Source organism: Streptomyces sp. iso_384, from assembly GCF_056172905.1.
The window spans coordinates 2,127,388-2,152,003 of record NZ_JBWBTT010000001.1 but is presented as its reverse complement, the minus strand read 5'-3'; the positions used below and the strand labels follow the sequence as shown (position 1 = coordinate 2,152,003).

Below are 24,616 nucleotides of genomic sequence, written 5' to 3'. Positions count from 1 at the left end.
CGCCCGGGCGCGGTCCGCCATCGTGGTCGCCGGTGGTCTTCGGCCCGGTTCAACGGGGGTTGGGTCGCAGGCATCGACAACACGGGGGTTTCTCATGCAGATCCGCAAGCGTTTCCTCGCCGTCGCCATGACCGGCGCGCTCGCCGGGGCCGGTCTCGTCGGCGGCACGGCCGGCGCGGCCGGCGCGGCAGCCCAGGGCGATGCGGGCGCCCAGTCCTGCTACGGCAACGCCTGGAGCTACAGCAAGCCGTCGGGCGCCTTCCTCCAGCCGCAGAGCGTCACGTACTTCACGACCGGCAACTGCGCCGACATCAACATCAAGACCAACACCATCCGCAGGGTGCGGGTTTGCTTCTACAGCAGCAGCGGTGGCCTCAACTACTGCCAGAGCGCCTACAAGACCACCACGGCGGGCCAGTGGAAGGTCATCGCCAGCGACGTACTGGACGGCACCCACTTCACGTTCGAGTTCGCGAGCTCCGCCGCCTCGACGGGGCAGCGGGCCCACTGATCGCCAAGGGTCCGCACGGCGGGGCGTGGGCGGGACGTGCGCGTGGTGTCAGCGCAGCGAGGGCCGTGCCCGTCCCGCCCAGTACTCGTCCGCCGTGATGCCCAGCAGGACCACGTCGTGGTACGTGCCCGCGAAGAACTCGTGCTGGCGCAGGCGGCCCTCCTCCACGAAGCCGAGTCTGCGGTAGAGGGCCAGCGACGCGTCGTTGAAGGCGTAGACCTCCACCTCGCACTTGTGGCAGCGCTGTTCGGCGAACATGTAGGTGAGGATCAGTTCGGTGGCCTCGGCCGCGTAGCCCTGGCGGCGGTGTTCGCGGGTGACCTCGATGCCCGTACGGAAGCGGCCCGCCCTCGCGTCCGTCTCGCCGACCGACACCGCGCCCACGAAGGCGTGCTCGAAGCGGGTCTCGATGACCAGTTGGTACGAGGCCGGGTTCGGGGCGCGGCCGGCGCGTTCGGTGGTCCAGGCGCGGAAGCTCTCGTCCGAACGCGGAGGTTCCACCACGTCGGCGTTACGGGCGTCCACGGTGTGCAGGGCCAGGGCCCGGAAGCCCTCCCAGTCCTGCGGTTCGATGCCCCGCAGGCGTACCCTCTCGCCGGTCCACAGGTCGCTCATCGGGGCTCCAGACTGGTGTGTGTGCAGGCAGGGGGTATTCAGGTCGGGCGGGCGGTCAGGTTACGTGGCGTGCGATCGTTCTCGCGACGGTCAAGGACTCCGTGTGCGTGGTGTCCACCTCCAGGTCGTACGTCACGCCCCGGTGGACCGTCTCCGCCTGTGCCGCGGCCATGCCCCTCGGGCGGTCGCCCCGGGCGATGCCGCGGGCCTCCGCGACCGCGCCTTCGCAGTGGACGCCCACCCACAGGACGTTCAGGCCCGTCAGCGCCTTGCGCCACCCTTCCCGGGAGGCCGGGCCGCCGAGGAACACGTCGTCGATGATGACCTTCGCTCCCGCCCTCGCCATCGCGGCCACGCCCTCGCGCCAGGCCGCCTCCAGCCTGCGGAACTCCTCGCCGACCGCCACGCCGCCGTCCGCCGCGAACTCGATGCCCTCGCCGCCCGACCTCAGGGACGCGGGCAGCGCGTCGGCGAACGTGTCGATCGCGGCGGCGAGCCACGGGGTCGGCAGCTCCGCCTGGAGGCAGCGGACGATGCCGGACTTGCCGGAGCTGGAGCCGCCGTTCAGCACGATCACCTGGGTTGTCACCCGGTCACAGTAGAGGCAACCCGTGCGGTGTTCGACGCGTTTTCGGCGAGCCGCTCGCTAGGCGGGCCTGATCGTGGCCAGGTGCGCGAGCAGCAGGATCAGCCGGTACGCCGCCGCGTAGTCGGGGGCCGTGAAGGTGACCGTACGGGCGCCGCCGGTGCGTGTGACGCCCGGTACGAGGGTCGCCAGGTCGACCGTGTGCGCGCCCGCGAGGTCGACCTCCACGTCCAGCGGAGCGGGGGCGAGCGTCAGGGGCGGGATCTCCGCGCGGCGCGTGATCGCGTCCGCCGCCGCCCGGCGCAGCCGGTCCCGGGCCTCCTCCGGGTGCAGGGTCACGGCGGCCGCCGCGCCCAGCGCCTCCTTGACCGGGACCGTGACCGCCGCCGGGGCCAGCTCGGTCAGCTCGGCGCAGGCCGCGTCGTCGCCGCTGAGCAGGACGACCGGTACGCCGAGGTGGCCGGCCATGGCGGCGTTGAGCCCGATCTCGCCCAGCGAGCGGCCCGCCACCCGTACGTCGAGGATCTCGCCGTTCATCGTGTGCGCCAGCACGCCCGGGCCCTCCCCCGCGCGGACGTGATAGCCGACGAACAGCGCCGCGTCGGTCTCCGCGTCGAGCCCGGCGAGCATGTTCAACGCGCGCGGCTTGCCCCGTACCAGACGGGCACGGCGGTCGAGTTGCTCCGGCAGGAGGTTGCGGAAGGTGCCGTGCGCGTCCGCGACCAGGACATCGGCCGTGGGGTCGGCGTCCAGGACGCCCGCGATCACCGCGTTCGCGTCGGCCGTCATCAGCTCCCGGCCGCGCTGGTAGTCGTAACGCTCGGGGTTCGTCTCGGCCGGGTGGACGATGCCCGAGACGCCTTCCATGTCGACCGAGATCAGCAGCTTCATGGGCCTGGGAGCCTACCTCGCGGACGCGCGGCCGGTCAGGAGCCGGCGAGGCTCGCCCGTGCCGCGTTCATGGACGCCGTCGTGGCCTCCTCCAGGTGCTCGTTGACCTCGACGTCCCCGATATCGCGCCACACGGCGGCGTTCAGCGCGTGGCCGTACGACCTGACCGGCTCGCTCAGGGCCTCGTCGCACAGGAGCGTGACATTGCCGGACGCGGTCCACAGCGCGGTCATGACCGGGCCCGTCTGCGTCATCCAGCCGTCCTCGTCGTCGCCCCGCGGGTCGGGGCGGCGGTAGGCGGCCCGTTCCGCTTCGGCGGAGCCGGGCAGCCGGGCGCCCCCGGACACGTCGCTCGACGGTCCGGGGGCAGTGGTCGGGCTCCGGTCGGTTCGGGTCAGCGGCCGTAGCGGATCAGGGCGCGGACCATGCGGCAGGTGGTGTCGGACGGCGGGTGGATGCCCAGGCGCTCGGCGGTGATCCGTATCCGGTGGTTGCCGGCGCTGGAGGGCTGGTAGACCCCGCTGTCGAGCAGGGCGATGGCCAGGCGCATGGCCTTGAGGCGGCGGTTGTGGGAGACGTACCACTCGCGGGGGCGGCCCGCGGGCAGCCGCTTCTTCGCGGGCGGCGCGGGAAGCGGCGGGTGGAAGGGCATCGGGAGCTGTCGGTCGAGCGGCTCGGTCGTGACTGTGGCGACGGCCATCGGCATCCTCCTGGCAGCGTGGTGGAACCCTCACGAACTCCCTCCATTTTACTGCCCCCCACTGACAATCGCCCCTGGCCAGAGGCCATTTCGGTAGTCCCTCGCGTACCCTTGGCCCCATGGAGATCTGGATCAATCCCGCCTGTTCCAAGTGCCGCAGCGCGGTGACTCTGCTGGACGCCGAAGGGGCCGATTACACCGTCCGCCGCTACCTGGAGGACGTGCCATCGCCCGAGGAGATCCGGGCCGTGCTGGACCGGCTCGGTCTGGAGCCGTGGGACATCACGCGGACGCAGGAGGCGGCGGCGAAGGAGCTGGGTCTCAAGGAGTGGGCGCGCGACGCCGGTTCGCGGGAGCGGTGGATCGCAGCGCTGTCCGATCATCCCCAGCTGATCCAGCGGCCGATCATCACGGCCGAGGACGGCACGGCCGTGGTGGCGCGGAGCGAGGAGGCGGTGCGGGACGCGCTGGGGCGCGGCGCCTGAGGCGGTGGGCCCGCGGATCCGGCGGGCCTTCCCCGGGACGGGGTTCTTCACCGACTTCGTCGTCACCGGCACCGTGCGCGGCGCCGATGCCACGAATACGCCCTCCGAGGTGACCGGCCTCCTCGGTGACGGATTCGTCGAGAGCCGCACAGGACCGGGCGGCAGCCCGACGAGGCGGATGAAGCCGCGCGCTGGGGTGGTTCCTGTGGACCTCGTGCAGTCGGCTCCTGCCGGGCGAGGATGAGCGGAGATTCGGCCACGGTCGTTCTGTCCGGCAGGAGTTGGGGCTCTGGCTGCTCGGCGCGTGCGAAGGCTCCGGGAGCCTCGACCGGACGGACGCCGTCTGCGAGATCGTGCGGTACGGGCTGCTCGACCCGGATGCGGCCGTACGGGCCTGCCTGGACGCCGTCCCGGTGTCCCGGGCGGACGTGGTGACCCGGGAGTCGACTCCGTACGCACGGGGGAACCTGGTGGCGGAGTCAACGCGTCCCGGGCCGCCAAGCGGCTCTCCGTCGCGGCCGGCGAGCTGCTGCCCCGCGTACGGGACCGTGCGCTGCGGGCCGAGGTGGCGGCCTGGCTGGAGCTCCGGACCCGGCTGATGTGAGCCCCGGCCCGGTGAGCCCCTGATGCCCCCGGGCGTGAGCGCCGGCGGCGCATGCCGTACCGCCTCAGCGTTCGTCCGTGCCCGCGCGCTTGGCCGTGGACAGGGCGATGCGGTTCCACGTGTTGATCGTGAGGATCAGGGCCAGCAGGTGGGCCAGCTCGTCCTCGCCGAAGTGGGCAGCCGCCCGGTCGTAGACCTCGTCCGGCACGCCCGCGTCCGCGATCCGGGTGACCGCGTCCGTCAGGGCGAGGGCGGCCTGCTCCTTCTCCGTGAAGAAGTGGTCCGCCTCCTGCCACACCGCGACCATGTGCAGGCGCTCCTCGCTCTCGCCCGCCGTGCGCGCGTCCGTGGTGTGCATGTGCAGGCAGTACGCGCACCGGTTCAGGTGCGAGGCGCGGATCTGGACCAGTTCGACGAGGGTGGGGTCCAGGCCCTCGCGGGCCGCCGCGTCCAGCCCGATCACGGCGCGGAACGCCTTCGGGGCCGCCTTCGCGAAGTTCAGCCGGGGTGTGGTCGTGGCCGTGTTGGGCCGGACGGTGGTGGCCTCGGTGGTGGTGCGGTCGTTCGTCTTGATCTCCGTCGTCGTCATGGGTACGAATCTAGGGCTACCGGTGACTGGGCGTGGGGTGCATTTCTATGACGGATTCATGGGTCAATTCGGCGGAGATCCTGGGCAGCGATCTGCCGCTGGAGCTCTCCGGTACGGGCAATCGCCGGGCCCTCCTGATGGCCGCGCTGCGCGAGGCCGTGCGCAGCGGGCGGCTCGCTCCGGGAACCCGGCTGCCGCCCTACCGTTCGCTCGCCGCCGACCTGGGCCTGGCCCGCAACACCGTCGCCGACGCGTACGCGGAGCTGGTCGCGGAAGGGTGGCTCGCCGCCCGGCAGGGGTCGGGGACGCGGGTCGCGGAGCGGGCCGTCCCGGTGACCCCGGTGCATCGGCCGCGTACCCCCGAGCGCCCGGCCCGCCCGGTCCATGACCTGGTCCAGGGGCAGCCGGATCCCTCGGTCTTCCCGCGCACCGCCTGGCTGGCCTCGGCGCGGCGGGCGCTCGCCGCCGCCCCCGACGACGCCTTCGGGCCCGGTGATCCGCACGGGCGGCCCGAGCTGCGCCGGGCCCTGGCCGGCTATCTGGCCCGGGTGCGCGGGGTGCGGGCCGCGCCGGAGCGGATCGTCCTGTGCTCGGGGGCCGCGCACGGGCTGCGGCTGCTCGCGGAGGTGGTCGGCGGCCCATGGGCGGCGGAGGAGTACGGGCTGCCCTTCCACCGCGAGCTGCTCGCCTCCCACGGCGTCGGCACCCGGCCGCTCGGCGTGGACGCGGACGGCGCCCGGGTCGACGGGCTCACCCGCCGCGACCGCGCCGTACTCCTCACGCCCGCCCATCAGTTCCCGACCGGCGGACCGCTGCACCCCGCGCGGCGGGCGGCCGTGGTCGACTGGGCCCGGGGCACCGGCGGTCTCGTCGTCGAGGACGACTACGACGGGGAGTTCCGCTACGACCGGCAGCCCGTGGGGGCCGTCCAGGGGCTCGATCCCGAGCATGTCGTGTTGGTGGGATCGGTGAGCAAAAGTCTCTCCCCTGCGCTGCGGATCGGGTGGATGGTGCTGCCCCAGCGGCTCGTCGCCCCCGTCGTCGCGGCGAAGGGGGAGCGGGAGCAGTTCTCCAGCGCCACCGAGCAGTTGACGCTCGCGGACTTCGTCGAGTCGGGCGCGTACGACCGGCAGGTACGCCGGATGCGGCAGCGGCACCGTCGCCGCCGGGACCAGTTGGTGGCGGCGCTGGAGCAGCGGGCCCCGCACGTCCGGGTCACCGGGATCGCGGCCGGGCTGCACGCGGTGGTGGAGCTGCCGCCCGGCACCGAGCGGTCGGCGGTCCGGGCGGCGGCCTGGCAGGGGCTGGCGGTGGAGGGCCTCGCCGATTACCGGCACCCGGGGGCGGAGGCTGCGGGGCGGGCGGACGACCCGCGGGACGGGCTCGTCGTCGGGTACGCGACGCCCGCCGAATCCGCCTATCCGGAGGCGCTGGAGGCCCTGTGCCAGGCCCTGCCGCCGGGGCCCTCGCAGGAGGAGGGCCGGCGGCGTCCTCGGCGGCCGGCCCCGCCGCCGGGGTGAGCGGCGTGGACCCGGCGGGCTCTCACCCCGCCTGTGCCTGCTCCTCCGCCGCCGCCAGCAGTTCCGTGAGGTGGAGGCCGAAGCGTACGTCGCAGGCGTGCGGCACCCCCGTGCGTACCGCTTCGGCCAGGGCGTCCACCGCACCCCGGAACGCGGTCTCCGCGCCGGCCCAGCCGGGGATCGACGCCGTGCCCCGCTCGCCCCGGAACTCGATCTCGACGCCCGCCGCACCGGGCGGGGCGCTCAGCCCGAGCGTCACCGTGCTGGACGCGCCGGAGGTGTGGCGCAGGATCAGATGCGTGGTGTCGGCCGGCCCCCGGGCGGCGGTCAGGTGCTCGACGTCACCCAGGACCGGGATCAGCACGGAGAGCGCGTGCGGGCCGACGTCCCACAGGCCGCCCTTCTCGCGCCGCCACGGGGAGTCCGCGTACTCGCTGCTCGAACCCTCGGCGTAGAGCGAGCCGAGCCACTGGGCACGGGCCGTGAACCAGCCGTCCACCGCCGCCTGTTCGGCGATCCACACGGAGGTCTCGGGCGCGAACCGCAGCGTGCAGAAGACGACCGAGGCCACCCCTGACTTCTCCGCCGCCCCGGCCACCGCACGAGCCCCGGCCACCGTCGTGGCGACCGGCTTGTCCATCAGGAGGTGGCAGCCCGCCTCCGCCGCCCGGACCGCGAGCGGGGCCTGCACGTCCGGCGGCAGCGCGAAGGCCACCGCGTCGCTCGCCTCCAGGAGCGCGTCGATGCCCTCCTCACCGGTGTACGCGCGCGTCCCGTGGGCGGCGGCGAGGGCTTCCGCCGCCTCGGCGCGGCGGCCCCACACCCCGCTCAGCCCGACGCCGGGGTGGGCGGCGAGCGCGGGGGCCTGGGTGTTCCGCGCCCAGGGGCCGGTGCCGAGGAGGCCGATGCGCAGAGGGGTGGTGCCTGCAGTCGTCATGCGTGCCAGTGTGCCGGGTCCGGCGAGTGGTCGGGCAGGGGGCCGGGGCGTTCACGCGCCCGCTCGCCCGCCGGCCGGGGCAGGCACCGGGCCAGGATGCCCGGCCCGCACGCCGCCACGCCCCGGAAGGCACCCGGACCCCGAATGCGGTGGCGCGCGGCGACCTTGCCCCGCTACGTTTCCAGGGCCGGCCGCGGGACTCCGGCGCGACTCCCGAGACGTGCCTGTGAAGCGATGATTTCGTTGTTCGCGCCTCCATTCCCCGGCCGGCACTCCAGCCTCCCGGGGGACGACCATGAACACGCCCGAAAGCCGCGCCGACCGCGTCGCCGACCTCGTCGCCGCCGAGGACGTCCTGCTCTTCGTGAACGCGGCGATCACCGCCACCGGGCAGCGCGAGTTCCGCTCCGGCGCCGCCGACCAGCAGCTCTCCCTGGACTTCCTGCACACCTACGTGCGGGTCAACTACCGCCGGGTGTACGCGGCTTCGCTGGCCCTGGACATCAACCACCACAACGCGGCGCTCATCGTGCGCCGGCTGCTGGAGACGGCGGGTGAGGCGAGCTGCGAGGAGCGGCGCACCGAGGGCCGGCTCATCGCCGCCCGGCTGGCGCTGCTGCCGCCGCCGCGCGTCTACCGGCTCTTCGGCGAGCTGCGGCGGGCCGGAGTCAACAACCGGCGGACGCGCGCCATCATGCGGGACTGGCTGGCGGCCCGGCCGGATCTGGGCCATGACGCCGTGAAGTACCGGGCCGGGCTGAAGACCGCCGCCCGGCACATCCATCTGCCCTGCCCGGAGGGGGCCGCACCGCTCGCCGAGGTCGGGGCGTTCCTGTTCCGGCCGGGGCGGCTGCCCCGCTACGAGCACGGGCTGCTCGACGCCTGGCGGCGCGCCCACTACGAGCAGCGGGCGGTGGCCGAGCTGCCGTTCACCGTCGCGGAGGGGTTCGCCGCCAGGCACGGGATGAAGCGCGAGGTGTTCCTGAAGCGCGCCGCGCCCCGGATGACCCGGCTGGAGCGGCTGCGTACCCAGGAGCAGCGGGCGGCGGCCGACCGGCGGCCGAACGCTCCGGCGGCCACGCAGGTGGATCTGACCGTGATGCCGCTGACCCGGCTCGCGCTGTACGTGCTGTCGCTCGGTTTCGAGCAGCGTGCCGAGCGGCGCGCCGAGCTGACCGGCGCCCTGCGCGGGGCGGCCCGCCGGGTGGCGGGCGGACACGCGGGGAGCTGGGGGCGGGTGCACACCGTGCTGGACGACAGCTTCTCCTCGTCCGGGTCGGGGCAGAAGCGGCGGCGGCCGCTCGCCGTGGCGCTGGCCTGCCACCATCTGCTGGAGGCGCTCGCCGCGCCCGGCGCGTACCGGGGGCTGTGGACCTCGGGCGCGGGCGACGCCCTGCTCGTACGCCCGTGGGGGCCGACCCCGCTGGGGATGCGGGTGCTGGACGCGCTGGAGCCGGGTCCGGGCGGGGCGGCCCCGGACCGGCTGGTGATCGTCTCGGACGGCTGGGACAACGCCCCGGCCGGGCTCGCGGGCGAGGTGCTGCGGGTGTGGCGGCGCCGGCTGGATCCGGAGCGGCGGACGGCCGTGGTGCACGTCAACCCCGTATACGACGCCGAGGGTTTCGATGTGCGGCGGCTGGCGGCGGGGGTGGCGACGGCCGGGATCCGGGACGCGGAGGATCTGCCCGCCCTGGTGGAGATCGCCCGGTTCGCGGAGGGGCGTACGGGGCCGGCGGAGCTGTACGCGTATCTGGACCGGCGCGTGGCCCGGTTCACCGGAGAAGGAGAAAGCGGAGCGGAAGGGGTGGTCCGGTGAACCGGCTGGAGCTGACCGGGCTCACCGCCCGGCCCTCGCAGGTGTGGGGCGGCGTCCGGCTCGTCCCGCTGGTCCGTGCGGAGCCGGTGGAGGGACTGCGGCTGCACCGTGAGGTGTACGAGGGCCTGGGCGCGGGGATCGTCGAGCTCGGGCCGCGGGAGCACTATGTCTCGTACATTCCGCACGGTCTGGTCGCCGACTGGCCGGGCGAGGACGGCCGGGAACCGGAGGCGGGCCGGCAGTCGGCCGCGTACGGCACCCAGTTCGGCGGGGGCGGTGCGCCCCGGGCCGCTGTGCTGCCGCCGCTGCCGCATCACCGGATGGCCAAGCGGCGGCCCGGCGACCGGCTGCGGTTCCTGCCGCTGCATCTGGCGCTGGAGGGCTATCTCGCGCTGCACTTCGGCGGTCCGTCGACCGCATGGGAGGAGTGGTCGCGCACGGCCCTGCGCGACGGGCTCTCGCCGCGCGCCGAGGACGCCTACCTCGGGCGCTCGGTGCGCGGGCTCGCGGACGCGCTGCGGATCTTCGAGATCCACCCGGGCCAGTGCGGGGTGATGGTGTACGTCTCCGACGCGCTCGCCGCCGCCTTCGTCGTCCCGCACCCGGACGACTACCGCCTTCTGCACGCCTCGCTGGTGGAGGACCTCTACGGGGAGCTGGTGCACCAGTACGCGCTGTACGGGGCGCCGGTGCCGGAGCTGCCGGTGCGGATCGGGGGCGAGGAGCACATCCATAACCTCGGCGGGCTGCGGGCGGCCTCGCGGGCTCAGAAGCGGGTCTGGGAGGAGGCGCACGACACCGTGTTCGCGCGGGAGCTGCTGGACTCCTCGTACGCGTTCGACCAGGTGTACCGGATGAAGTCCTTCACCCTGTGGCGCTTCCTGCCGCCGTTCGTCCGGGACACGGGCGGGCAGCACATCGGGGAGACAATCACCGATCAGCGGGGGCAAGTCGCCTACCTCAAGACGTTCCGGCTCTCCGACGCGCAGATCCGCCGCGGCCATCTGCTTCGGACCGTGGCAGGGGCCGACTGGCACCTGGACACGGCGGCCGCCGTGCTGGGGTCGAGCCGGGAGGAGCTGGTGCGCCGGCTGCGGGCGGCCGGGTTCTCCGCGCTGCTCAAGGGCCATGTGTGAGCGGTCGCGGCGGCCGGTGACGGGGTGGGTCGGGAGCCCCGTTCGACATGGGCAAAACAGAGGAAACCTCGGTAACACGGGGTTCACATCCGGGCAACGGACGGGAAATCGCCTCTTGCCAAGCTGCGCTGCATAGACCGCTGCACCCGCAAAGGATGGCGTCCGTGACGTTCAAGGCTGAGTACATCTGGATAGACGGCACCGAGCCGACCGCCAAGCTTCGCTCCAAGACGAAGATCATGGACGGTACGCCGTCGGGTGACGTGGCGGATCTGCCCATCTGGGGGTTCGACGGCTCCAGCACCAACCAGGCCGAGGGCCACGCGTCCGACCGGGTGCTGAAGCCCGTCTTCACCTGTCCGGACCCGATCCGCGGCGGCGACGACGTCCTCGTGCTGTGCGAGGTCTTCAACATCGACATGACGCCGCACGAGTCCAACACCCGTGCCGCGCTGCGTCCGGTCGCCGAGCAGTTCGCGGGCCAGGCCCCGATCTTCGGCATCGAGCAGGAGTACACCTTCTTCGACGGCCACCGGCCGCTCGGCTTCCCCGAGGGCGGTTTCCCGGCCGCGCAGGGCGGCTACTACTGCGGGGTCGGCGCGGACGAGATCTTCGGCCGCGAGATCGTGGAGAAGCACCTCGACAACTGCCTGGCCGCGGGGCTCGGGATCTCCGGCATCAACGCCGAGGTCATGCCCGGCCAGTGGGAGTTCCAGGTCGGCCCGCTCTCCCCGCTGGACGTCTCCGACCAGCTGTGGGTGGCCCGTTGGCTGCTCTACCGCACCGCCGAGGACTTCGACGTCTCCGCCACCCTGGACCCGAAGCCGGTCAAGGGCGACTGGAACGGCGCGGGCGCGCACACCAACTTCTCCACCAGGGCGATGCGCGAGGGCTACGACGCGATCATCACCGCGTGCGAGTCGCTGGGCGAGGGCTCCAAGCCGCTGGACCACGTGAAGAACTACGGCGCGGGCATCGACGACCGGCTCACCGGTCTGCACGAGACCGCCCCGTGGAACGAGTACAGCTACGGCGTCTCCGACCGCGGCGCCTCGGTCCGTATCCCGTGGCAGGTCGAGCAGGACCAGAAGGGGTACATCGAGGACCGTCGTCCGAACGCCAACGTCGACCCGTACGTCGTCACGCGGCTGATCGTCGACACCTGCTGCACCGCGCTGGAGAAGGCCGACCAGGTCTGATCCCGCCGCCGGTCACGTACCGGACACGCCAAGAGGGGCCCGCCGGTTCGCCGGTGGGCCCCTCTTTCGTGGGCCGCGGCGGCCGGGCGTGAGGAACGTGACGCCAAGGGTCCGTATCGACGGGTGAGAGGAGTCTGATGCACAGCCGCAACGTCTGCTTCAATGGAGCACATGGTCGGCTACCAGCACATCGCGTCGGGTCGCAGCGACCTCGAACCGTTCTGGCCTTCCCGTCAGCACCATGATTTCGACCGGGTGTGTTGCCGCGCGTGGAACGCGCAGGCCCACTGAAGCCGCTCACCCCGGCCTTCGGTCCGCGCGCACGACGCAAGTCCGTCCCAGACGACTCCTCGCGCGAAAGAGCTGACCCTCATGGCGAACACTCGTACCTTCTCCGCCGCGTCCGCCGCCACCGCGGCGTCCCCGGCACCCGCTGCGGCCGACCCCACCGCCCGTTCCCTCCCCGCCCACCCGAACCGGCACCGGCTGCGCGCGGTCGACCGCGACGAGGTCACGGCCCCGGCCGATGTGGCGGGCTTCCTGCCGCCCGGGGCCACCTGGCTGCCGGCCCCGCCGCACACCCTGCCCGCGCTGCCGGGCCAGCCGCCGATGATCGGCTACCTGGTGCTCGTGCCGGCCGATCAGCAGCCCGCGCTCGCGGGGGCGGTCGCCGCCTCCCGGGACCGGGCGGACGGCACAGCGTTCCCCCAGCAGCCGGCGCCCGGCCCGGCCGCCGACGAGATGGCGCCCGCCGGTCCGGTCCGGATCGACGCCGCCCGGCGTACGGCCTCGGTCGACGGCGTCGCCCTCGACCTCACGTACCTGGAGTTCGAGCTGCTGGCCCATCTGGTGGCGCACCCGCACCGGGTGCACACCCGTGACCAGCTGGTGACGACGGTCTGGGGCTACGGGCATGTGGGCGACGGGCGCACCGTCGACGTCCATGTCGCCCGGCTGCGCCGCAAGCTCGGTGCGGAGTACCGCCGTTCGATCCAGACGGTCCGCCGGGTCGGGTACAAGTACACGCCCTGACGGCCCGGTCGCACCGCACAGTACGTCCGGCGGCCCCGGACCACGGTTCCTCCTCACCGTGGTCCGGGGCCGCCCCCCGTGTTCGCGTACCGGCGCGTTCTCAGACCCGTACGGTGTCGGGCGCGGGCTCGGCCGGCTCCTCGTTCTCCAGGCTCGGCAGCCGCGAAAGGCCGCGCGGGGTACGCCAGTTGCGTTCGCCCAGGAGCAGCATCACGGAGGGCAGCAGCACCATCCGTACGACGGTGGCGTCCAGCAGCACCGCGACGGCCAGGCCGACGCCCATCTGCTGCATGTCCTGCATGGACAGGGTTCCGAACACCGCGAACACCGCCACCATGATGGCCGCCGCTCCGGTGACCGCCCCGGCCGTGCGGCGGATGCCGGTCTCGATCGCGGCCCGGTTGTCCAGGCCGCCGCCGCGCGCCTCGCGGATCCGGGAGACGACGAAGACGTGGTAGTCCATGGACAGGCCGAACAGGACGACGAGAACGAACAGCGGCATCCACGCCTCGATCGCGCCGACCCCCTCCGAACCGATGAGCAAGGCGCCCCAGCCGTGCTGGAAGACGGCGGTCATCACTCCGTAGGAGGCGGCCACGGAGAGCAGGTTGAGGACGATGGACGTCACGGCGATGACGTAACTGCGGAAGCAGAGGAGCATCAGCAGGAAGGTGACCGCCGTGATGAAGGCGAAGACCGGGACGATGCCGCGGCGGAGCTGGTCGTTGAAGTCGACGGAGCCCGCGATCTCGCCGGTGACCTGGGTCTTCGCTCCCGTGCCGTCGAAGGCTGCGGGCAGGGTCCGCTCGCGCAGTTCGGTGAGGTCGGTGGTGCCGCCGGGGAGGGGGATCTCGATCTCGGCGACGTTCTTGTCCCGGTGGACGGTGACGTCCTCGAAGCCGCCGAGGGCCTTGCCGACCTCCGGGCCGGTGATGTCGGGCGCGGTGACCACGACGAGGGCGGGGGCGGGGCCGCCGGGGAAGCTGTCGGTGATGCGGGTGTGGGCGATGGAGAGCTGGGAGTCGGAGCCGAACTGCTTCTCCAGGCCGAGGGATTCGGTCTTCATGCCGAGGGCGGGCGCGGCGAGGGCGAGCAGCAGGACGACGGCGGCGACGGCGAAGGCGCGGGGGCGGGCCAGCACGGGGCCCAGAACCCGGCCGACGATGCGGCCGCTGCCGGCTTGGCCGTGCCTGGCGCGGCGGTTCAGCAGCGGGATGCGGCCCGCGTCGATGCGGTCGCCGAGCCAGGAGAGCAGGGCGGGCAGGACGGTGACCGAGCCGAGCATGGCGATGAACACGACGATGATCGTGGCGAGCGCGAAGCCCTTGAACAGCAGGAGCCCGGAGAGGAACATGCCGCCCATCGCGACCATCACGGTGAGGCCGGAGACGAGGACCGCCCGGCCGCTGGTGGCCGCCGCGATGCGCAGGGCGGTCTCGGCGTCGCGTCCGGCGGCGCGTTCGTCGCGTTCGCGGCGCAGGTAGAAGAGGCAGTAGTCGACGCCGACGGCGAAGCCCATCAGGAACATCACCGAGTAGGTGGTCTGGAACAGGTGCAGCTGGTGGCTGGCGATCGAGAGAAGGCCGAAGGCGGCCATGCACGCGGTGAGGGCGAGGCCGACCGGGAGCAGGGCGGCGACGACCGCGCCGAAGGCGACGAGGAGGATGCCGAGCGCCAGGGGTACGGCGGTGAACTCGGCCTTCTTGAAGTCCTCGGCCAGCAGATCGCCGAGCCACTTGCCCGCGCTGGCCTCGCCGAACTGGTGGATCTCGATGTCCGCGTGGTCCTCGCCGACGTCGGCGACCGCGTCCAGGACGGGCTGGATCCGGTCGGACGAGGTGGCGGCCTCGCCCTTCATCTCGAAGGTGATCAGGGCGTCCCTGCCGTCCTTCGAGGCGACGGGCGGGGCGATGTTCTGCGTCTCGCCGGTCTTGCGTACGGCGTCGGCGAGGGCGTCGGCGGCCGGCTTCCACTCCCCTGCGGCGGGGGCGGAGACCATGACGAGTTCGCCCGCGGGCTTGTCGAGTCCGGCGTCGAGGAGGATCTGTTCGGCGCGGGCGGATTCGCCTGCGCCATTCTCCGCGTTGGTCATCTCCACCATGCCGGTGGCCCCGCCGATGCCCGTGGCGAGCACGACGAAGAGCAGCCAGCCGAGAACGGCCGTCTTGCGGTGGTGGGTGCTCCACACGCCGATGCGTGCGGCGAGGTTGCGCCTCATGTGGTCTCTCCCCCAGAGGTTAGGCGTCGCGTCGGTGGATCGGGACGCTTCGAATCTAGGAATCCGGCGCGGTCCGCCCCAGCCGTCGAAGCCCCCGGTCACGGAGGTGTAGGGGGCGGATAAGGGGGTGGTGCCAGGTACACCCCCGCCGGGTGGCGGACCGGCTGACGCGGCGGGGCCGGGTCGGGTGAGACTGGCTGCGGACCGGGAACAGCCCGGGTCCGGTGAGGGGAGAGGGACCACGATGAAGGTGTTCTCGGGACGGCTGCGGCCGTCGATGGCGGCGGCGGGGCGGGGGCTGTTCCTGGCGGTCGCCGGTCTGGCGGGTTCCGTCACCCTGTTCGTCCTCGCGGTGCTCTCGATCTCCTTCATCCTGCTGGGCATCGGGGTGTTCACCACCCCGGTGGTGCTGGAGGCGGTCCGCAAGTATGCCAACCAGCGGCGGCTGTGGGCGGTGACCTGGTCGGACGTGCGGATTCCGGTGCCGTACCGGCCCTTCCCGAAGGATCTGCGGCCGGGCGTCACCGGACAGGTGGAGCGCACCACGCTGATGCTGAAGGACCCGGCGACGTGGCGGGACCTCCAGTGGCTGCTGGTCGACATGACGGCCGGCACGGTGGTGGCGTTCCTGGCGGCGGGCCTGATGATCTACCCGGTCGAGGGGCTCGTGCTCGCGGCCGGCCTGTGGCACGTGTTCCGCGACGACCCGTACTGGTACGGGTTCGTGCCGGTGGACAGCCAGCTGACCGGGCTCGCCGCGCTGGCGCTGGGGATCGTGCTGTTCCATGTCGGGCTGTGGGCGAGCCGGCCGCTGCTGCGGCTGCACTTCGTGCTCGCCCGCACACTGCTGGCGCCCACCCAGGACCAGAAGCTGGAGCAGCGTGTCCAGCGGCTGACCGAGACCCGGCACGAGGCCGTGGACACGGCCGCCTCCGAACTGCGCCGCATCGAGCGGGATCTGCACGACGGGGCGCAGGCCCGGCTGGTCGCGATGGGCATGAACCTGGGCACGATCGAGGCGCTGATCGAGAAGGACCCGGCGCAGGCGAAGAAGATGCTGGCGATGGCCCGCGAGTCGTCGGCGGAGGCGCTGACCGAACTGCGCGACCTGGTCCGGGGCATCCATCCGCCGGTGCTGGCGGAGCGGGGTCTCGGCGACGCGGTCAAGGCGCTGGCCCTGCGGCTGCCGGTCGCCTCGGAGGTGACGGTGGATCTGCCGGGGCGGGCGGAGGCCCCGGTGGAGTCGGCGGCGTACTTCGCGGTCAGCGAGGCCCTGACGAACACGGTGAAGCACGCGGAGGCGACACGGATCTATGTGGACCTGCACCACGCGGAGGGCATGCTCCGGATCTCCGTGACGGACGACGGCAAGGGCGGTGCGGTGGTCGGATCGGGCTCGGGGCTGAGCGGAATCGAAAGGCGACTGGGTACATTCGACGGCGTACTGGCCGTCAGCAGTCCCGCGGGCGGTCCCACCATGGTGACCATGGAGATCCCTTGCGTGTTGTCCTAGCCGAAGATCTCTTCCTGTTGCGCGACGGCCTGGTGCGCATGCTGGAGGCGTACGACTTCGAGATCGCCGCGGCTGTGGAGACCGGGCCCGAACTGACTAAGGCGCTCGCGGAGTTGGAGCCGGACGTCGCCGTCGTCGACGTCCGGCTCCCGCCGTCCCACACGGATGAGGGCCTGCAGTGTGCGCTGGCCGCCCGCCGGGCCCGGCCGGGGCTCCCGGTGCTGGTGCTCTCGCAGCACGTGGAGCAGCTGTACGCACGGGAGCTGCTGGCGGACGGCAACGGCGGCATCGGCTATCTGCTGAAGGACCGGGTCTTCGACGCGGACCAGTTCATCGACGCGGTACGGCGGGTGGCGGCGGGCGGCACGGCGATGGACCCGCAGGTCATCTCCCAGCTGCTGTCGCGCCGTTCGCAGGACAAGCCGATGGGCGGCCTCACCCCGCGCGAGCGGGAGGTGATGGAGCTGGTGGCCCAGGGCCGCTCGAACGCGGCCATCGCCTCGCAGCTGGTGATCACGGAGCGGGCGGTGGCCAAGCACACGTCGAACATCTTCGGAAAGCTCGGCCTGCCGCCGTCGGACGACGACAACCGCCGGGTGCTGGCGGTGCTGGCCTATCTGGACCACGGCTGATCCACCGGCGCCGCCGGGGCCCCGGGCCCGCGCTCAGTCCGTGAACCAGCCCGCCGCGTCCAGCCGGAACGCGCCGCCGGGGGCCATCGTGCGCAGATCCCGCTCCAGGGCGGCCAGCCGCTCCTCGCCAAGCGCGTGGGCCCACCCTGCCCGCAGCCGGTCGAAGCCCTCGGCGGACCGGGTGAGCAGGTCGACGCCGTGCGGGGTGAGGCGGATCAGGGTGCGCCGGCCGTCGGCGGGGTCCGGGGCACGCTCCACGTAACCGAGCGACGCCAGCTTCTCGACGGTCTTCCCGGCGGCCTGCTTGGAGACCCCGAGCCGCCGCCCGATCTCGCTGATGGCCGCGCCGTCGCGGCCCACCGCCTGGAGGGCGAAGCCGTACGCGGGGCGGGCTCCGGGGTGTCCGTGCTCGGCGAGGTCCTGGTGCAGGGCGTCGATGATCGAGCGGAAGCCCGCGAGCAGGAGCAGGGGCAGCTCGAAGCCGTTGCGAGACTCGACAACCTGGTTTACCTTTTTTTCGTCAACCATGTTGTCGACCCTATCTCCGCGAAAGGCCCGCCATGCCCTTTCCCGATCTCACCCCCGAGACCGCCCCGCCCGCGTCGCGACGCGCGATGGAGGCGGTGACGGAGCGGCTGGGCTACCGGCCCGCCGCCATCGCCCGGCTCGCCGCCTCGCCGCACGCGCTGGACGGCTTCCTGAGGATCAGCGCGACCTTCGAGGCCTGCACCCTGGACCCGCTCTCCCGCGAGGTCCTGATCATGACGATCGCCACCCGCAACGACTGTCACCTCTGCGTCGCGATGCACACCGCGAAGCTGACCGCCCTGGACGCCGGCCCGGCGCTGATCGCCGCCCTGCGCGACCGCGGCGGCAGCCCGCTGCCGGACGAACGGCTCGACGCCGTACGGCGGTTCACGCTGGAGGTGCTCGCCTCGGCGGGGGCGGTGGAGGACGCGGTCCTGCGGGACTTCCTCGCGTACGGCTACACCGAGCAGAACGCCCTCGAAGTGGTCCTGGGCATCGGCGCGTACACCCTGTCGACCCTGGCCAACCGGCTCACGGCGGCCCCGGTGGACGCCCCGTTGGCCGCCTTCGCCTGAGAGCCGGTGGTTCGGACCGCTTTCCGGCTGGAGCTTCGCACGAATCGGCCGGAGGGCTGAACGGGTCGCGGGGCCCGCGCGTATGGGACGTCACGCTTCTCCCTCGAAGCAGAGGAGTCCCATGCGACGCACATCGCGCAAGAAACGTTCCACACTGGCCAACCGGGCCATTGCCGCCTCCGCAGCCCTGATCCTGGGGGGAGGAGGGCTGGTCGCGGTCAATGTCTACGCCTCCGCGGGAGAAGGACCGTCCGGTTCTCCGCCCACCCGGACGCAGAACGCCGCCGGCCGGCAGATGTCCACCATCGACTGCCCCGAAGCCGTGAACGGGCTGCCCGAGGTTCCGGACCAGGCACGTGGGGAGGTCGACCGCGAACTCGCGGCGATGGATACCCAGATCACCGACGCCTACCGGCAGTTCGCGGACCGGAAGGAGCAGATGGCCCAGGACCCCGGGCTGGCGGAGAACGCCGTGCTGGGCCCGTTGCGCAGCAAGCGGACCGCGAGCCTCGACCGTATCGGCATCGCGATCGGACGGGTGGGCGAGCGGCCGGCGGGGCTGGAGAGCCTCGCCGGATGCAGCCTGCGCGCCGACGACGACAGCCCCGGCAACGGCGGCAACAGCGGTGGCGGTGACGGCGGTCAGGATGACGGCCAGGGCCAGGACCAAGGTCAGAATCAGGGCCAGGACGGGGGGCAGGGGCAGGACGGTGGCCAGGATCCGGGCCAGGGCGAAGACCCCGGGCAGGACCAGGGGCAGGGCCAGGGCGGCAACGGGCCCGTGGCCGCCGATTTCGTCGATATCCAGTCCGTACAGCCCAATGTCGACCGGCCCCGCCAGCGCCGCGGCGCGTCCCGGGGCACCTTCACCACCGACTGCGGCCGTAATGAGAACGGGAAGTTCAACCCGGACAACGTCATCGTCGCGCCCGGCGTGAGCAACGGCGCGCACCACATGCACGATTACATCGGCAACCAGGCCAACGACGCCTTCGCCAGCGACGACGATCTGGCGGACGGTGCGACCACCTGCCGCAACCAGGGCGACCGGTCGACCTACTACTGGCCCGTCCTGCGTCTGCAGAACGGGCAGGACGAGAACGACGTGGACGCCGACGGCGGCGGCCGGGACCAGAACGTCGGCGAGATCCAGACGCCGTCCGAGGTGACGCTGAAGTTCGTCGGCTCGCCCGTCGGCAGGGTCACCGCGATGCCCCGCTTCCTGCGGATCATCACCGGGGACGCGAAGGCGTTCACCAACGGCGACGCCAATGCCAACGCCTCGTGGAGCTGCACCGGATTCGAGGACCGCCAGCTGACGGACAAGTACCCGATCTGTCCCGAGGGCAGTCAGGTGGTGCGGACGTTCGCCTTCCAGAACTGCTGGGACGGGCAGAACACCGACAGCGCCAACCACCGCACCCATGTCGCGTTCGCCCAGGAGAACGGACGGTGCCCGAACGGGTTCCGGGCGGTGCCGCAGCTGGTGCAGCGCATCGTCTACGACGTGCCGCCGGGGCCGGGCTTCGCCGTGGACTCGTTCCCCGAGCAGTTGCACAAGCCCATCACCGATCACGGCGACTTCATCAACGTCTTCGACGACCGGCTGATGAAGAAGATGGTGCGGTGCATCAACGACGGCCGCCGCTGCCGCTGACGCGGCGCGTGCGGCCCCCGTGAACCTGCGCGGTCAGCCCGGGTGGTGACCGGAGTGCCCGTCCTCGCTCCCCCCTCCGCCACTGTCCCCCGAGTGGTGAGGCGAGGCGGTCTCCACCGTCCCCCCGAGCCGGCCGCGCAGCGCCGCGACCACGTCCGGTTCACCGACGGCCACCCACCGCCGTCCGACGAGGTACGAACCGCCGTAGTCCTTGGCCTCGTTGATCCACTCCCGCTGACCGCGGTCGGTGGCGAAGGTGGTGAGGACGTAACGCCCTTCTTCCGTCCTGCAGTTGGCCTGCCGGAGCTCGGCCGCGTCGGTCTGCACGTTCGGGTCGCAGCCGGCCTTCTCCGCCAGCTGCTCCAGCGTGCCCGTCGCGGCCGGCTTCGGCGTGGGCCGCTGCTGTCCCCTGCCGTCGTCGGCCGGTTCCGTACTGCACCCGGCCAGGAGCAGAACTCCCGCCAGGACCACCGCAGTCACCCCGCCGCGCCGCGCGCCTCGCCCTTCCGGTTCTGTCGCCATCGGGCCATCCTGCACCCGAATCCGGGCTCAGGGGTGGGCTACGGCAAGACTCACGAGATAGGCCTCCTCGACCTCGCCGTCGGGGAACAGGGCGGCCAGCAGGGCCCGTTCGCGGTCGAAGAAGTCGCGGACCTCGACCGGGTCGCCGATCAGGAAGTCGGAGTGGGTGGCCATGTTGGCGATATGGGCGTCGACCGGTACGCGGCGGCTCCAGGCCACCTGCCGGGTGCGGAAGTCGAGCCCGTCGGGCAGCGCGGCCCGGAAGCGGGCCCGGTGCGACGGGACGGCGGGAACGTCCACGCCGAAGAAGACCCGCATCCGGTTCTCCTGCTCGACCAGCCACTCCACGGACGGGTCGCCGTCGTTCCACCACAGGGCGAGCGCCCCGCCCGGCCGCAGCACCCGGCGGACCTCGGGTATCGAGCGGGCCGGGTCGGTCCAGTGCCAGGCCTGGGCGTACGTGACGAGGTCCACCGAGCCGGTCCGCAGCGGGAGGTCGTTCCCGTCGCCCCGGACCAGGGACACGTCCGGCAGACTCCGGCGGAACTGCTCGGCCATCCCGTCGCCCGGCTCCACCGCGACGACCCGGGCCCCGCGCTCGTGCAGCCGGGCCGTGCCGAGGCCGGTGCCCGCGCCGACGTCCGCGACCCGGGCTCGGGAGAGCTCCACTCCGGCCAGCTCCTCGATCGCGTCGAACAGGGCGGGCGGGTAGCTGGGGCGGTGGGCGTCGTAGGCGGCTGCGACCGCGTCGAAGGACCGGGCCTGCACAGGTTTCGTCATACAAGCAATCATCGCGCGGACCTCGCGGAACGGCACGGAAATCCGTGCACGCCTCTGGTCCCCCCGGATACCCGTCAGTACATTGACACCATGTCTAACACGCAGCCAGCGGCGGTCGCGTCGGAGCGGACGCCCCTCAGGGCCCGCAAGGTGTCCTTCGCCTGGGAGAAGACGCCCCTGCACTGGGTGCCGGGCGACCCGTTCACCACGCACACCATCAATGTGCTCCATCTGCTGCTCCCGGCCGGGGAACGCTGGTTCATCCACGTCTACCGGCAGATACTCCCGTACATCCATGACGACCAGCTCCGCGAGGACGTCATCGGGTTCATCGGGCAGGAGGCCGTGCACTCGCAGGCCCATGACGATGTGCTGCCGCATCTGCGGGAGTTGGGCCTCGATCCGACCCCGTACACCGCGCAGGTCGACTGGTTCTTCGAGAAGCTGCTCGGGGACCGGACCCTGCCGCCGGGGCGGGCGTCGAAGTGGTGGCTGATGGAGCGGGTGGCGACGATCGCGGCGATCGAGCACTACACCGCGTTCCTCGGCGACTGGATACTCAACGCCGAGGCGCTGGACCGCCGGGGCGCCGACCCGACCATGCTGGATCTGCTGCGCTGGCACGGGGCGGAGGAGGTCGAGCACCGGTCGGTGGCCTTCGACGTCTTCATGCATGTGGACGGCGGCTACCGGCGGCGGGTGCGCACCTGGGCGGCCGCCTTCTCCGCGCTGGTGTTCCTCTGGCAGCGCGGCACCCGCTTCTTCATGGAGAACGACCCCACGCTGCTGGACGGCAAGGCAAGTTTCAAGGCGTTCCACGCGAGCGGGAAGCAGGGCACGCTGCCCAGCACGGGCGCGATCCTGCGGTCCGTCCCCAGCTATCTCAGCCGGTCCTACCACCCCTCGCAGGAGGGCAGTACGGCCCAGGCCGTGGACTATCTGACCCGCTCCCCCGCCGCCCTCGCCGCCGAGGCCGCCACCACCGGAGGGTCCTGAACCATGGCGCTGCCCCGTCTGCGTACCGTCGTGCTGGTCTCCGGCGCCGCCCTGCTCACCCGGCGGGCCCTGAAACGCCGGATCGCCCGGTCGCCGCTGTGGCCGCTGCCCGCGCTGCCCGAGCCGATATCGGGCCACTCCGCACGGCGGGCGACGGCGATCCGCCGACTGCTGATCACCGGGCGGACCGTGGTCGCCGACGGTGTCGTGCAGCTCCGGCTGGAAGGCGCCGGACTGCCGTCCTGGGAGCCGGGGGCCCATCTGGATCTGGTGCTGCCGTCCGGTCTGGTGCGGCAGTACTCGCTGTGCGGCGACCCGGCGGACACCGGTGCGTACACGGTGGCGACCCGGCTGGTGGAGGACGGCCGGGGCGGCTCGCGGGAGGTGCACGAACAGCTCCAGGTGGGCCTGGAGGTGGAGGTGCGCGGGCCGCGCAACCGGTTCCCGCTCACCGAGGCTCCGGGTTACGTCTTCGTCGTCGGCGGCATCGGGATCACCCCGGTGTGGCCGATGCTGCGGTCGCTGGCCGCGTCGGGGGCCGAGTGGCGGCTGCTGTACGGGGGCCGGTCGCGGGCGTCGATGCCGTTCCTGGAGGAGGTCGAGAAGCTCGGCGCGGGCGGGGGCCGGGTCACGGTCGTCGCCCAGGACGAGGCCGGGCATCCGGACGTGGCGGGGGCGCTGGCGGACCTCGCCCCGGACACCGCGGTCTACTGCTGCGGGCCGGAGCCGCTGATGGACGCCGTCGCCGCCGCGCTCCCCGAGGGGCGACCGCTGCACCTGGAGCGGTTCTCGGCCGCGACGGGCCCCGGTGCGAGCTCCGGGGCGTTCGAGGTGGAGCTGCGGCGCAGCGGGCGTACGGTGCCGGTCGCGGCCGGTCAGTCGGTGCTGGCCGCCGTCCGCGCGGAGCTGCCCCATGTCGCGTACTCCTGCGAGCAGGGGTTCTGCGGGACCTGCCAACAGCGGGTGCTGGAGGGCGAGATCGACCACCGCGACGAGCTGCTCACCGAGGACGAGCGGGGCGACTCGATGCTGATCTGCGTCTCCCGCTGCCGGGGCGGGCGTCTCGTCCTGGACCTCTAGGCTCTGTGCGACCGCGCCCCGGATAGGCTGTTCGCATGACGACCGGGGTGCGGCGCAGGATGGGCGTCGACGAGCGCAGACAGCAACTGATCGGCGTCGCGCTGGACTTGTTCAGCCGCCGCTCGCCCGAGGATGTGTCGATCGACGAGATCGCCGCCGCCGCTGGGATCTCCCGTCCGCTGGTGTACCACTACTTCCCCGGGAAGCAGAGCCTGTACGAGGCGGCGCTGCGGCGGGCCGCCGACGAGCTGGCGGCCCGCTTCCTGGAGCCCCTGGAAGGGCCTCTGGGGGCGCGGCTGCTGCGGGTGATGGGGCGGTTCTTCGACTTCGTGGACGAGCACGGGCCCGGCTTCTCGGCGCTGATGCGGGGCGGGCCAGCGGTCGGCTCCTCGACGGCGAACGCCATGATCGACGGGGTGCGGCAGGCCGCGTACGAGCAGATCATCACGCACCTCGGGGTGAGCGAACCGCCCGCCCGGCTGGAGCTGGTGGTCCGCTCCTGGGTCTCGCTCGCCGAGTCGACGGCGCTGATCTGGCTGGACGGGCGGCGCATTCCGCGCGAGGAGCTGGAGATGCAGCTGGTGCACGACTTCGCGGCGCTGGCCGCCGTCAGCGCCGCGTACGACCAGGAGATGGCGGGCATCGTGCTGCGGGTGCTGTCCCGGGAACCGGTGGACGGCCCGTTCGGTGAACTGCTGTCCCGGCTCTCCGCGTTGGCCCCGGATGCACCCGCCGTCCCGGCACAGCGTCTGCCGCGCTGACGCCGCGATCCGCTCAGGCGGGCAGGCCGTTGCGGTGGGAGACGCGGCGGGCGGCGGCCAGCAGGGCGTGGATCTGCGGGCCCGCCTGGTCGATCTCGGTGACCGGGCGGGGGAACGGCAGCGTGACGTCCTCGTGGGTGCGGGGGTATTCGAGCCGCAGGGTCAGCCCGAAGCGGTCCATCGCCAGCGGCACGGCCCGGGTCATGCCCCGCTCGGGGCGGGGGTGGACGAGGCGCAGGAGCAGCGGGACGAGTTCGGCGTGGTCGTCCACCAGATGGGTGAGCATGCCCGCCTCGCAGGGGGCGATCGGGTCGGTCTCGACCTCCTCCAGCTCCTCCAGGGTGACGAAGGTGCGGCCCTCGGCGTCCTCCAGGACGGCCTGCCCGAACTCCATGCAGGTGCTCTCCTGCGTGTCGGTGCTGTACGGGGCGGCCAGCAGCCCGGTGACCGTGACGCGGGCGCGCAGCCGGTCGCGTACGGGAGTGGGGGCGATGTCGGTGAACTCCAGGCGGGCCGGGACGCGTTCGGTGCTCGGTGCGTGGCTGCCGTCGTTCGGGGCATGCAGGTGGATGTGGCCCATCGCGCCCGTGCCGTCGAGGCGGCGGACTTCGGTGTGCAGGCCGTCGCTGACCACCGTCATGGAGTGGGCGACGGTCAGGATCGACCGGACACGCTCGGCGCGGGTCGGCTGCGTGGCGCGTGGGCGGGAAAGGCGCATCCGAGTTCTCCAGGG

The 24,616-nt window shown here is 72.7% G+C and carries 26 protein-coding genes; 14 read left to right on the top strand and 12 right to left on the bottom strand.

The features are described 5' to 3' along the window. The first annotated feature begins 94 nt into the window (after window positions 1-94). Complete coding sequence (locus tag AC0VY3_RS09375) at window positions 95-511, top strand: hypothetical protein (RefSeq protein ID WP_475549404.1); 417 nt, start codon at window positions 95-97, stop codon at window positions 509-511. 48 nt (window positions 512-559) lie between these two features. Here the strand turns inward: AC0VY3_RS09375 and AC0VY3_RS09370 are convergent, their stop codons facing one another. Genes AC0VY3_RS09370 through AC0VY3_RS09350 form a run of 5 tightly spaced genes read right to left on the bottom strand, consistent with a single transcriptional unit; the run spans window position 560 to window position 3,303 of the window. Further along, window positions 560-1,126, bottom strand: a complete 567-nt coding sequence (locus AC0VY3_RS09370; RefSeq protein ID WP_103509087.1) for a GNAT family N-acetyltransferase — start codon at window positions 1,124-1,126, stop codon at window positions 560-562. Window positions 1,127-1,181: 55 nt separating this feature from the next. Continuing rightward, window positions 1,182-1,715 (bottom strand): chloramphenicol phosphotransferase CPT, encoded by a 534-nt coding sequence (gene cpt / locus AC0VY3_RS09365; protein ID WP_475549403.1) that lies wholly within the window; start codon window positions 1,713-1,715, stop codon window positions 1,182-1,184. A 57-nt stretch (window positions 1,716-1,772) separates the two neighbouring features. After that, window positions 1,773-2,603 carry a M55 family metallopeptidase gene (locus AC0VY3_RS09360; RefSeq protein WP_475549402.1) on the bottom strand — a complete coding sequence of 277 codons (831 nt, stop codon included), beginning with the start codon at window positions 2,601-2,603 and terminating at the stop codon, window positions 1,773-1,775. 35 nt (window positions 2,604-2,638) lie between these two features. Further along, window positions 2,639-2,950 carry a hypothetical protein gene (locus tag AC0VY3_RS09355; RefSeq protein WP_475549401.1) on the bottom strand — a complete coding sequence of 104 codons (312 nt, stop codon included), beginning with the start codon at window positions 2,948-2,950 and terminating at the stop codon, window positions 2,639-2,641. A 47-nt stretch (window positions 2,951-2,997) separates the two neighbouring features. Then, on the bottom strand, window positions 2,998-3,303 hold the full coding sequence (locus AC0VY3_RS09350) for a hypothetical protein (protein ID WP_030080781.1): 306 nt from the start codon (window positions 3,301-3,303) through the stop codon (window positions 2,998-3,000). A gap of 119 nt (window positions 3,304-3,422) precedes the next feature. Between AC0VY3_RS09350 and AC0VY3_RS09345 the strand changes: the two genes are divergently transcribed. After that, entirely contained in the window at window positions 3,423-3,788 is a 366-nt protein-coding gene (locus AC0VY3_RS09345) for an ArsC/Spx/MgsR family protein (RefSeq protein WP_103509084.1), read from the top strand. Window positions 3,789-4,456: 668 nt separating this feature from the next. On the opposite strand, the gene AC0VY3_RS09340 is transcribed toward AC0VY3_RS09345, so the two are convergent. Then, window positions 4,457-4,981, bottom strand: coding sequence for a carboxymuconolactone decarboxylase family protein (locus tag AC0VY3_RS09340; protein ID WP_475549400.1), 525 nt, complete (start codon window positions 4,979-4,981; stop codon window positions 4,457-4,459). 47 nt (window positions 4,982-5,028) lie between these two features. Here AC0VY3_RS09340 and pdxR point away from each other — a divergent pair, with 47 nt between their 5' ends. Continuing rightward, the gene (pdxR, locus tag AC0VY3_RS09335; protein WP_475549399.1) at window positions 5,029-6,501 is read left to right on the top strand and encodes a MocR-like pyridoxine biosynthesis transcription factor PdxR; all 1,473 of its coding nucleotides are present in this window, start codon (window positions 5,029-5,031) and stop codon (window positions 6,499-6,501) included. Window positions 6,502-6,523: 22 nt separating this feature from the next. On the opposite strand, the gene AC0VY3_RS09330 is transcribed toward pdxR, so the two are convergent. Continuing rightward, complete coding sequence (locus AC0VY3_RS09330; RefSeq protein ID WP_103509081.1) at window positions 6,524-7,438, bottom strand: Gfo/Idh/MocA family protein; 915 nt, start codon at window positions 7,436-7,438, stop codon at window positions 6,524-6,526. 295 nt (window positions 7,439-7,733) lie between these two features. Here AC0VY3_RS09330 and AC0VY3_RS09325 point away from each other — a divergent pair, with 295 nt between their 5' ends. The 4 genes from AC0VY3_RS09325 (at window position 7,734) to AC0VY3_RS09310 (ending at window position 12,621) form a co-directional block, all read left to right on the top strand. Continuing rightward, on the top strand, window positions 7,734-9,254 hold the full coding sequence (locus tag AC0VY3_RS09325) for a hypothetical protein (RefSeq protein WP_475549398.1): 1,521 nt from the start codon (window positions 7,734-7,736) through the stop codon (window positions 9,252-9,254). Next, on the top strand, window positions 9,251-10,390 hold the full coding sequence (locus tag AC0VY3_RS09320; RefSeq protein WP_475549397.1) for an ARPP-2 domain-containing protein: 1,140 nt from the start codon (window positions 9,251-9,253) through the stop codon (window positions 10,388-10,390). The genes AC0VY3_RS09325 and AC0VY3_RS09320 overlap by 4 nt, the downstream gene beginning before the upstream one ends. A 164-nt stretch (window positions 10,391-10,554) precedes the next feature. After that, on the top strand, window positions 10,555-11,589 hold the full coding sequence (gene glnII / locus AC0VY3_RS09315) for a glutamine synthetase (protein WP_103509078.1): 1,035 nt from the start codon (window positions 10,555-10,557) through the stop codon (window positions 11,587-11,589). Between the two features lie 372 nt (window positions 11,590-11,961). Beyond that, on the top strand, window positions 11,962-12,621 hold the full coding sequence (locus tag AC0VY3_RS09310) for a winged helix-turn-helix domain-containing protein (protein WP_475549396.1): 660 nt from the start codon (window positions 11,962-11,964) through the stop codon (window positions 12,619-12,621). 100 nt (window positions 12,622-12,721) lie between these two features. On the opposite strand, the gene AC0VY3_RS09305 is transcribed toward AC0VY3_RS09310, so the two are convergent. Beyond that, window positions 12,722-14,839: an MMPL family transporter gene (locus AC0VY3_RS09305; RefSeq protein WP_475549395.1), complete on the bottom strand. Its 2,118-nt coding sequence runs from the start codon at window positions 14,837-14,839 to the stop codon at window positions 12,722-12,724. A 244-nt stretch (window positions 14,840-15,083) separates the two neighbouring features. Here AC0VY3_RS09305 and AC0VY3_RS09300 point away from each other — a divergent pair, with 244 nt between their 5' ends. Next, the gene (locus tag AC0VY3_RS09300) at window positions 15,084-16,352 is read left to right on the top strand and encodes a sensor histidine kinase (RefSeq protein ID WP_475549394.1); all 1,269 of its coding nucleotides are present in this window, start codon (window positions 15,084-15,086) and stop codon (window positions 16,350-16,352) included. Further along, entirely contained in the window at window positions 16,337-16,984 is a 648-nt protein-coding gene (locus AC0VY3_RS09295; RefSeq protein ID WP_103509075.1) for a LuxR C-terminal-related transcriptional regulator, read from the top strand. The genes AC0VY3_RS09300 and AC0VY3_RS09295 overlap by 16 nt, the downstream gene beginning before the upstream one ends. Window positions 16,985-17,017: 33 nt before the next feature. On the opposite strand, the gene AC0VY3_RS09290 is transcribed toward AC0VY3_RS09295, so the two are convergent. Next, a complete protein-coding gene (locus AC0VY3_RS09290; protein WP_103509074.1) occupies window positions 17,018-17,512 on the bottom strand; it encodes a MarR family winged helix-turn-helix transcriptional regulator in 495 nt (164 codons plus the stop codon). 32 nt (window positions 17,513-17,544) lie between these two features. Here AC0VY3_RS09290 and AC0VY3_RS09285 point away from each other — a divergent pair, with 32 nt between their 5' ends. Together AC0VY3_RS09285 and AC0VY3_RS09280 are read left to right on the top strand one after the other, a co-directional pair. After that, window positions 17,545-18,087, top strand: a complete 543-nt coding sequence (locus AC0VY3_RS09285; protein WP_103509073.1) for a carboxymuconolactone decarboxylase family protein — start codon at window positions 17,545-17,547, stop codon at window positions 18,085-18,087. A 121-nt stretch (window positions 18,088-18,208) separates the two neighbouring features. Next, window positions 18,209-19,744, top strand: coding sequence for a DUF1996 domain-containing protein (locus tag AC0VY3_RS09280; protein WP_103509072.1), 1,536 nt, complete (start codon window positions 18,209-18,211; stop codon window positions 19,742-19,744). Window positions 19,745-19,777: 33 nt separating this feature from the next. Here the strand turns inward: AC0VY3_RS09280 and AC0VY3_RS09275 are convergent, their stop codons facing one another. Further along, complete coding sequence (locus AC0VY3_RS09275) at window positions 19,778-20,266, bottom strand: hypothetical protein (RefSeq protein WP_103509071.1); 489 nt, start codon at window positions 20,264-20,266, stop codon at window positions 19,778-19,780. A 27-nt stretch (window positions 20,267-20,293) separates the two neighbouring features. Then, window positions 20,294-21,046, bottom strand: coding sequence for a class I SAM-dependent methyltransferase (locus tag AC0VY3_RS09270; RefSeq protein ID WP_103509070.1), 753 nt, complete (start codon window positions 21,044-21,046; stop codon window positions 20,294-20,296). Between the two features lie 90 nt (window positions 21,047-21,136). On the opposite strand from AC0VY3_RS09270, the gene AC0VY3_RS09265 reads away from it, so the two are divergent. The 3 genes from AC0VY3_RS09265 to AC0VY3_RS09255 are packed head-to-tail and all read left to right on the top strand — an operon-like array spanning window position 21,137 to window position 23,883. Continuing rightward, window positions 21,137-22,042, top strand: coding sequence for a metal-dependent hydrolase (locus AC0VY3_RS09265; RefSeq protein WP_103509069.1), 906 nt, complete (start codon window positions 21,137-21,139; stop codon window positions 22,040-22,042). Window positions 22,043-22,045: 3 nt separating this feature from the next. Then, window positions 22,046-23,122, top strand: a complete 1,077-nt coding sequence (locus AC0VY3_RS09260) for a PDR/VanB family oxidoreductase (RefSeq protein WP_475549393.1) — start codon at window positions 22,046-22,048, stop codon at window positions 23,120-23,122. A gap of 35 nt (window positions 23,123-23,157) precedes the next feature. After that, entirely contained in the window at window positions 23,158-23,883 is a 726-nt protein-coding gene (locus AC0VY3_RS09255; RefSeq protein ID WP_475549392.1) for a TetR/AcrR family transcriptional regulator, read from the top strand. A 13-nt stretch (window positions 23,884-23,896) separates the two neighbouring features. Here AC0VY3_RS09255 and AC0VY3_RS09250 read toward each other — a convergent pair whose 3' ends face one another. Then, the gene (locus AC0VY3_RS09250; RefSeq protein WP_103509066.1) at window positions 23,897-24,601 is read right to left on the bottom strand and encodes a DUF2470 domain-containing protein; all 705 of its coding nucleotides are present in this window, start codon (window positions 24,599-24,601) and stop codon (window positions 23,897-23,899) included. Between the last annotated feature and the right edge of the window lie 15 nt (window positions 24,602-24,616).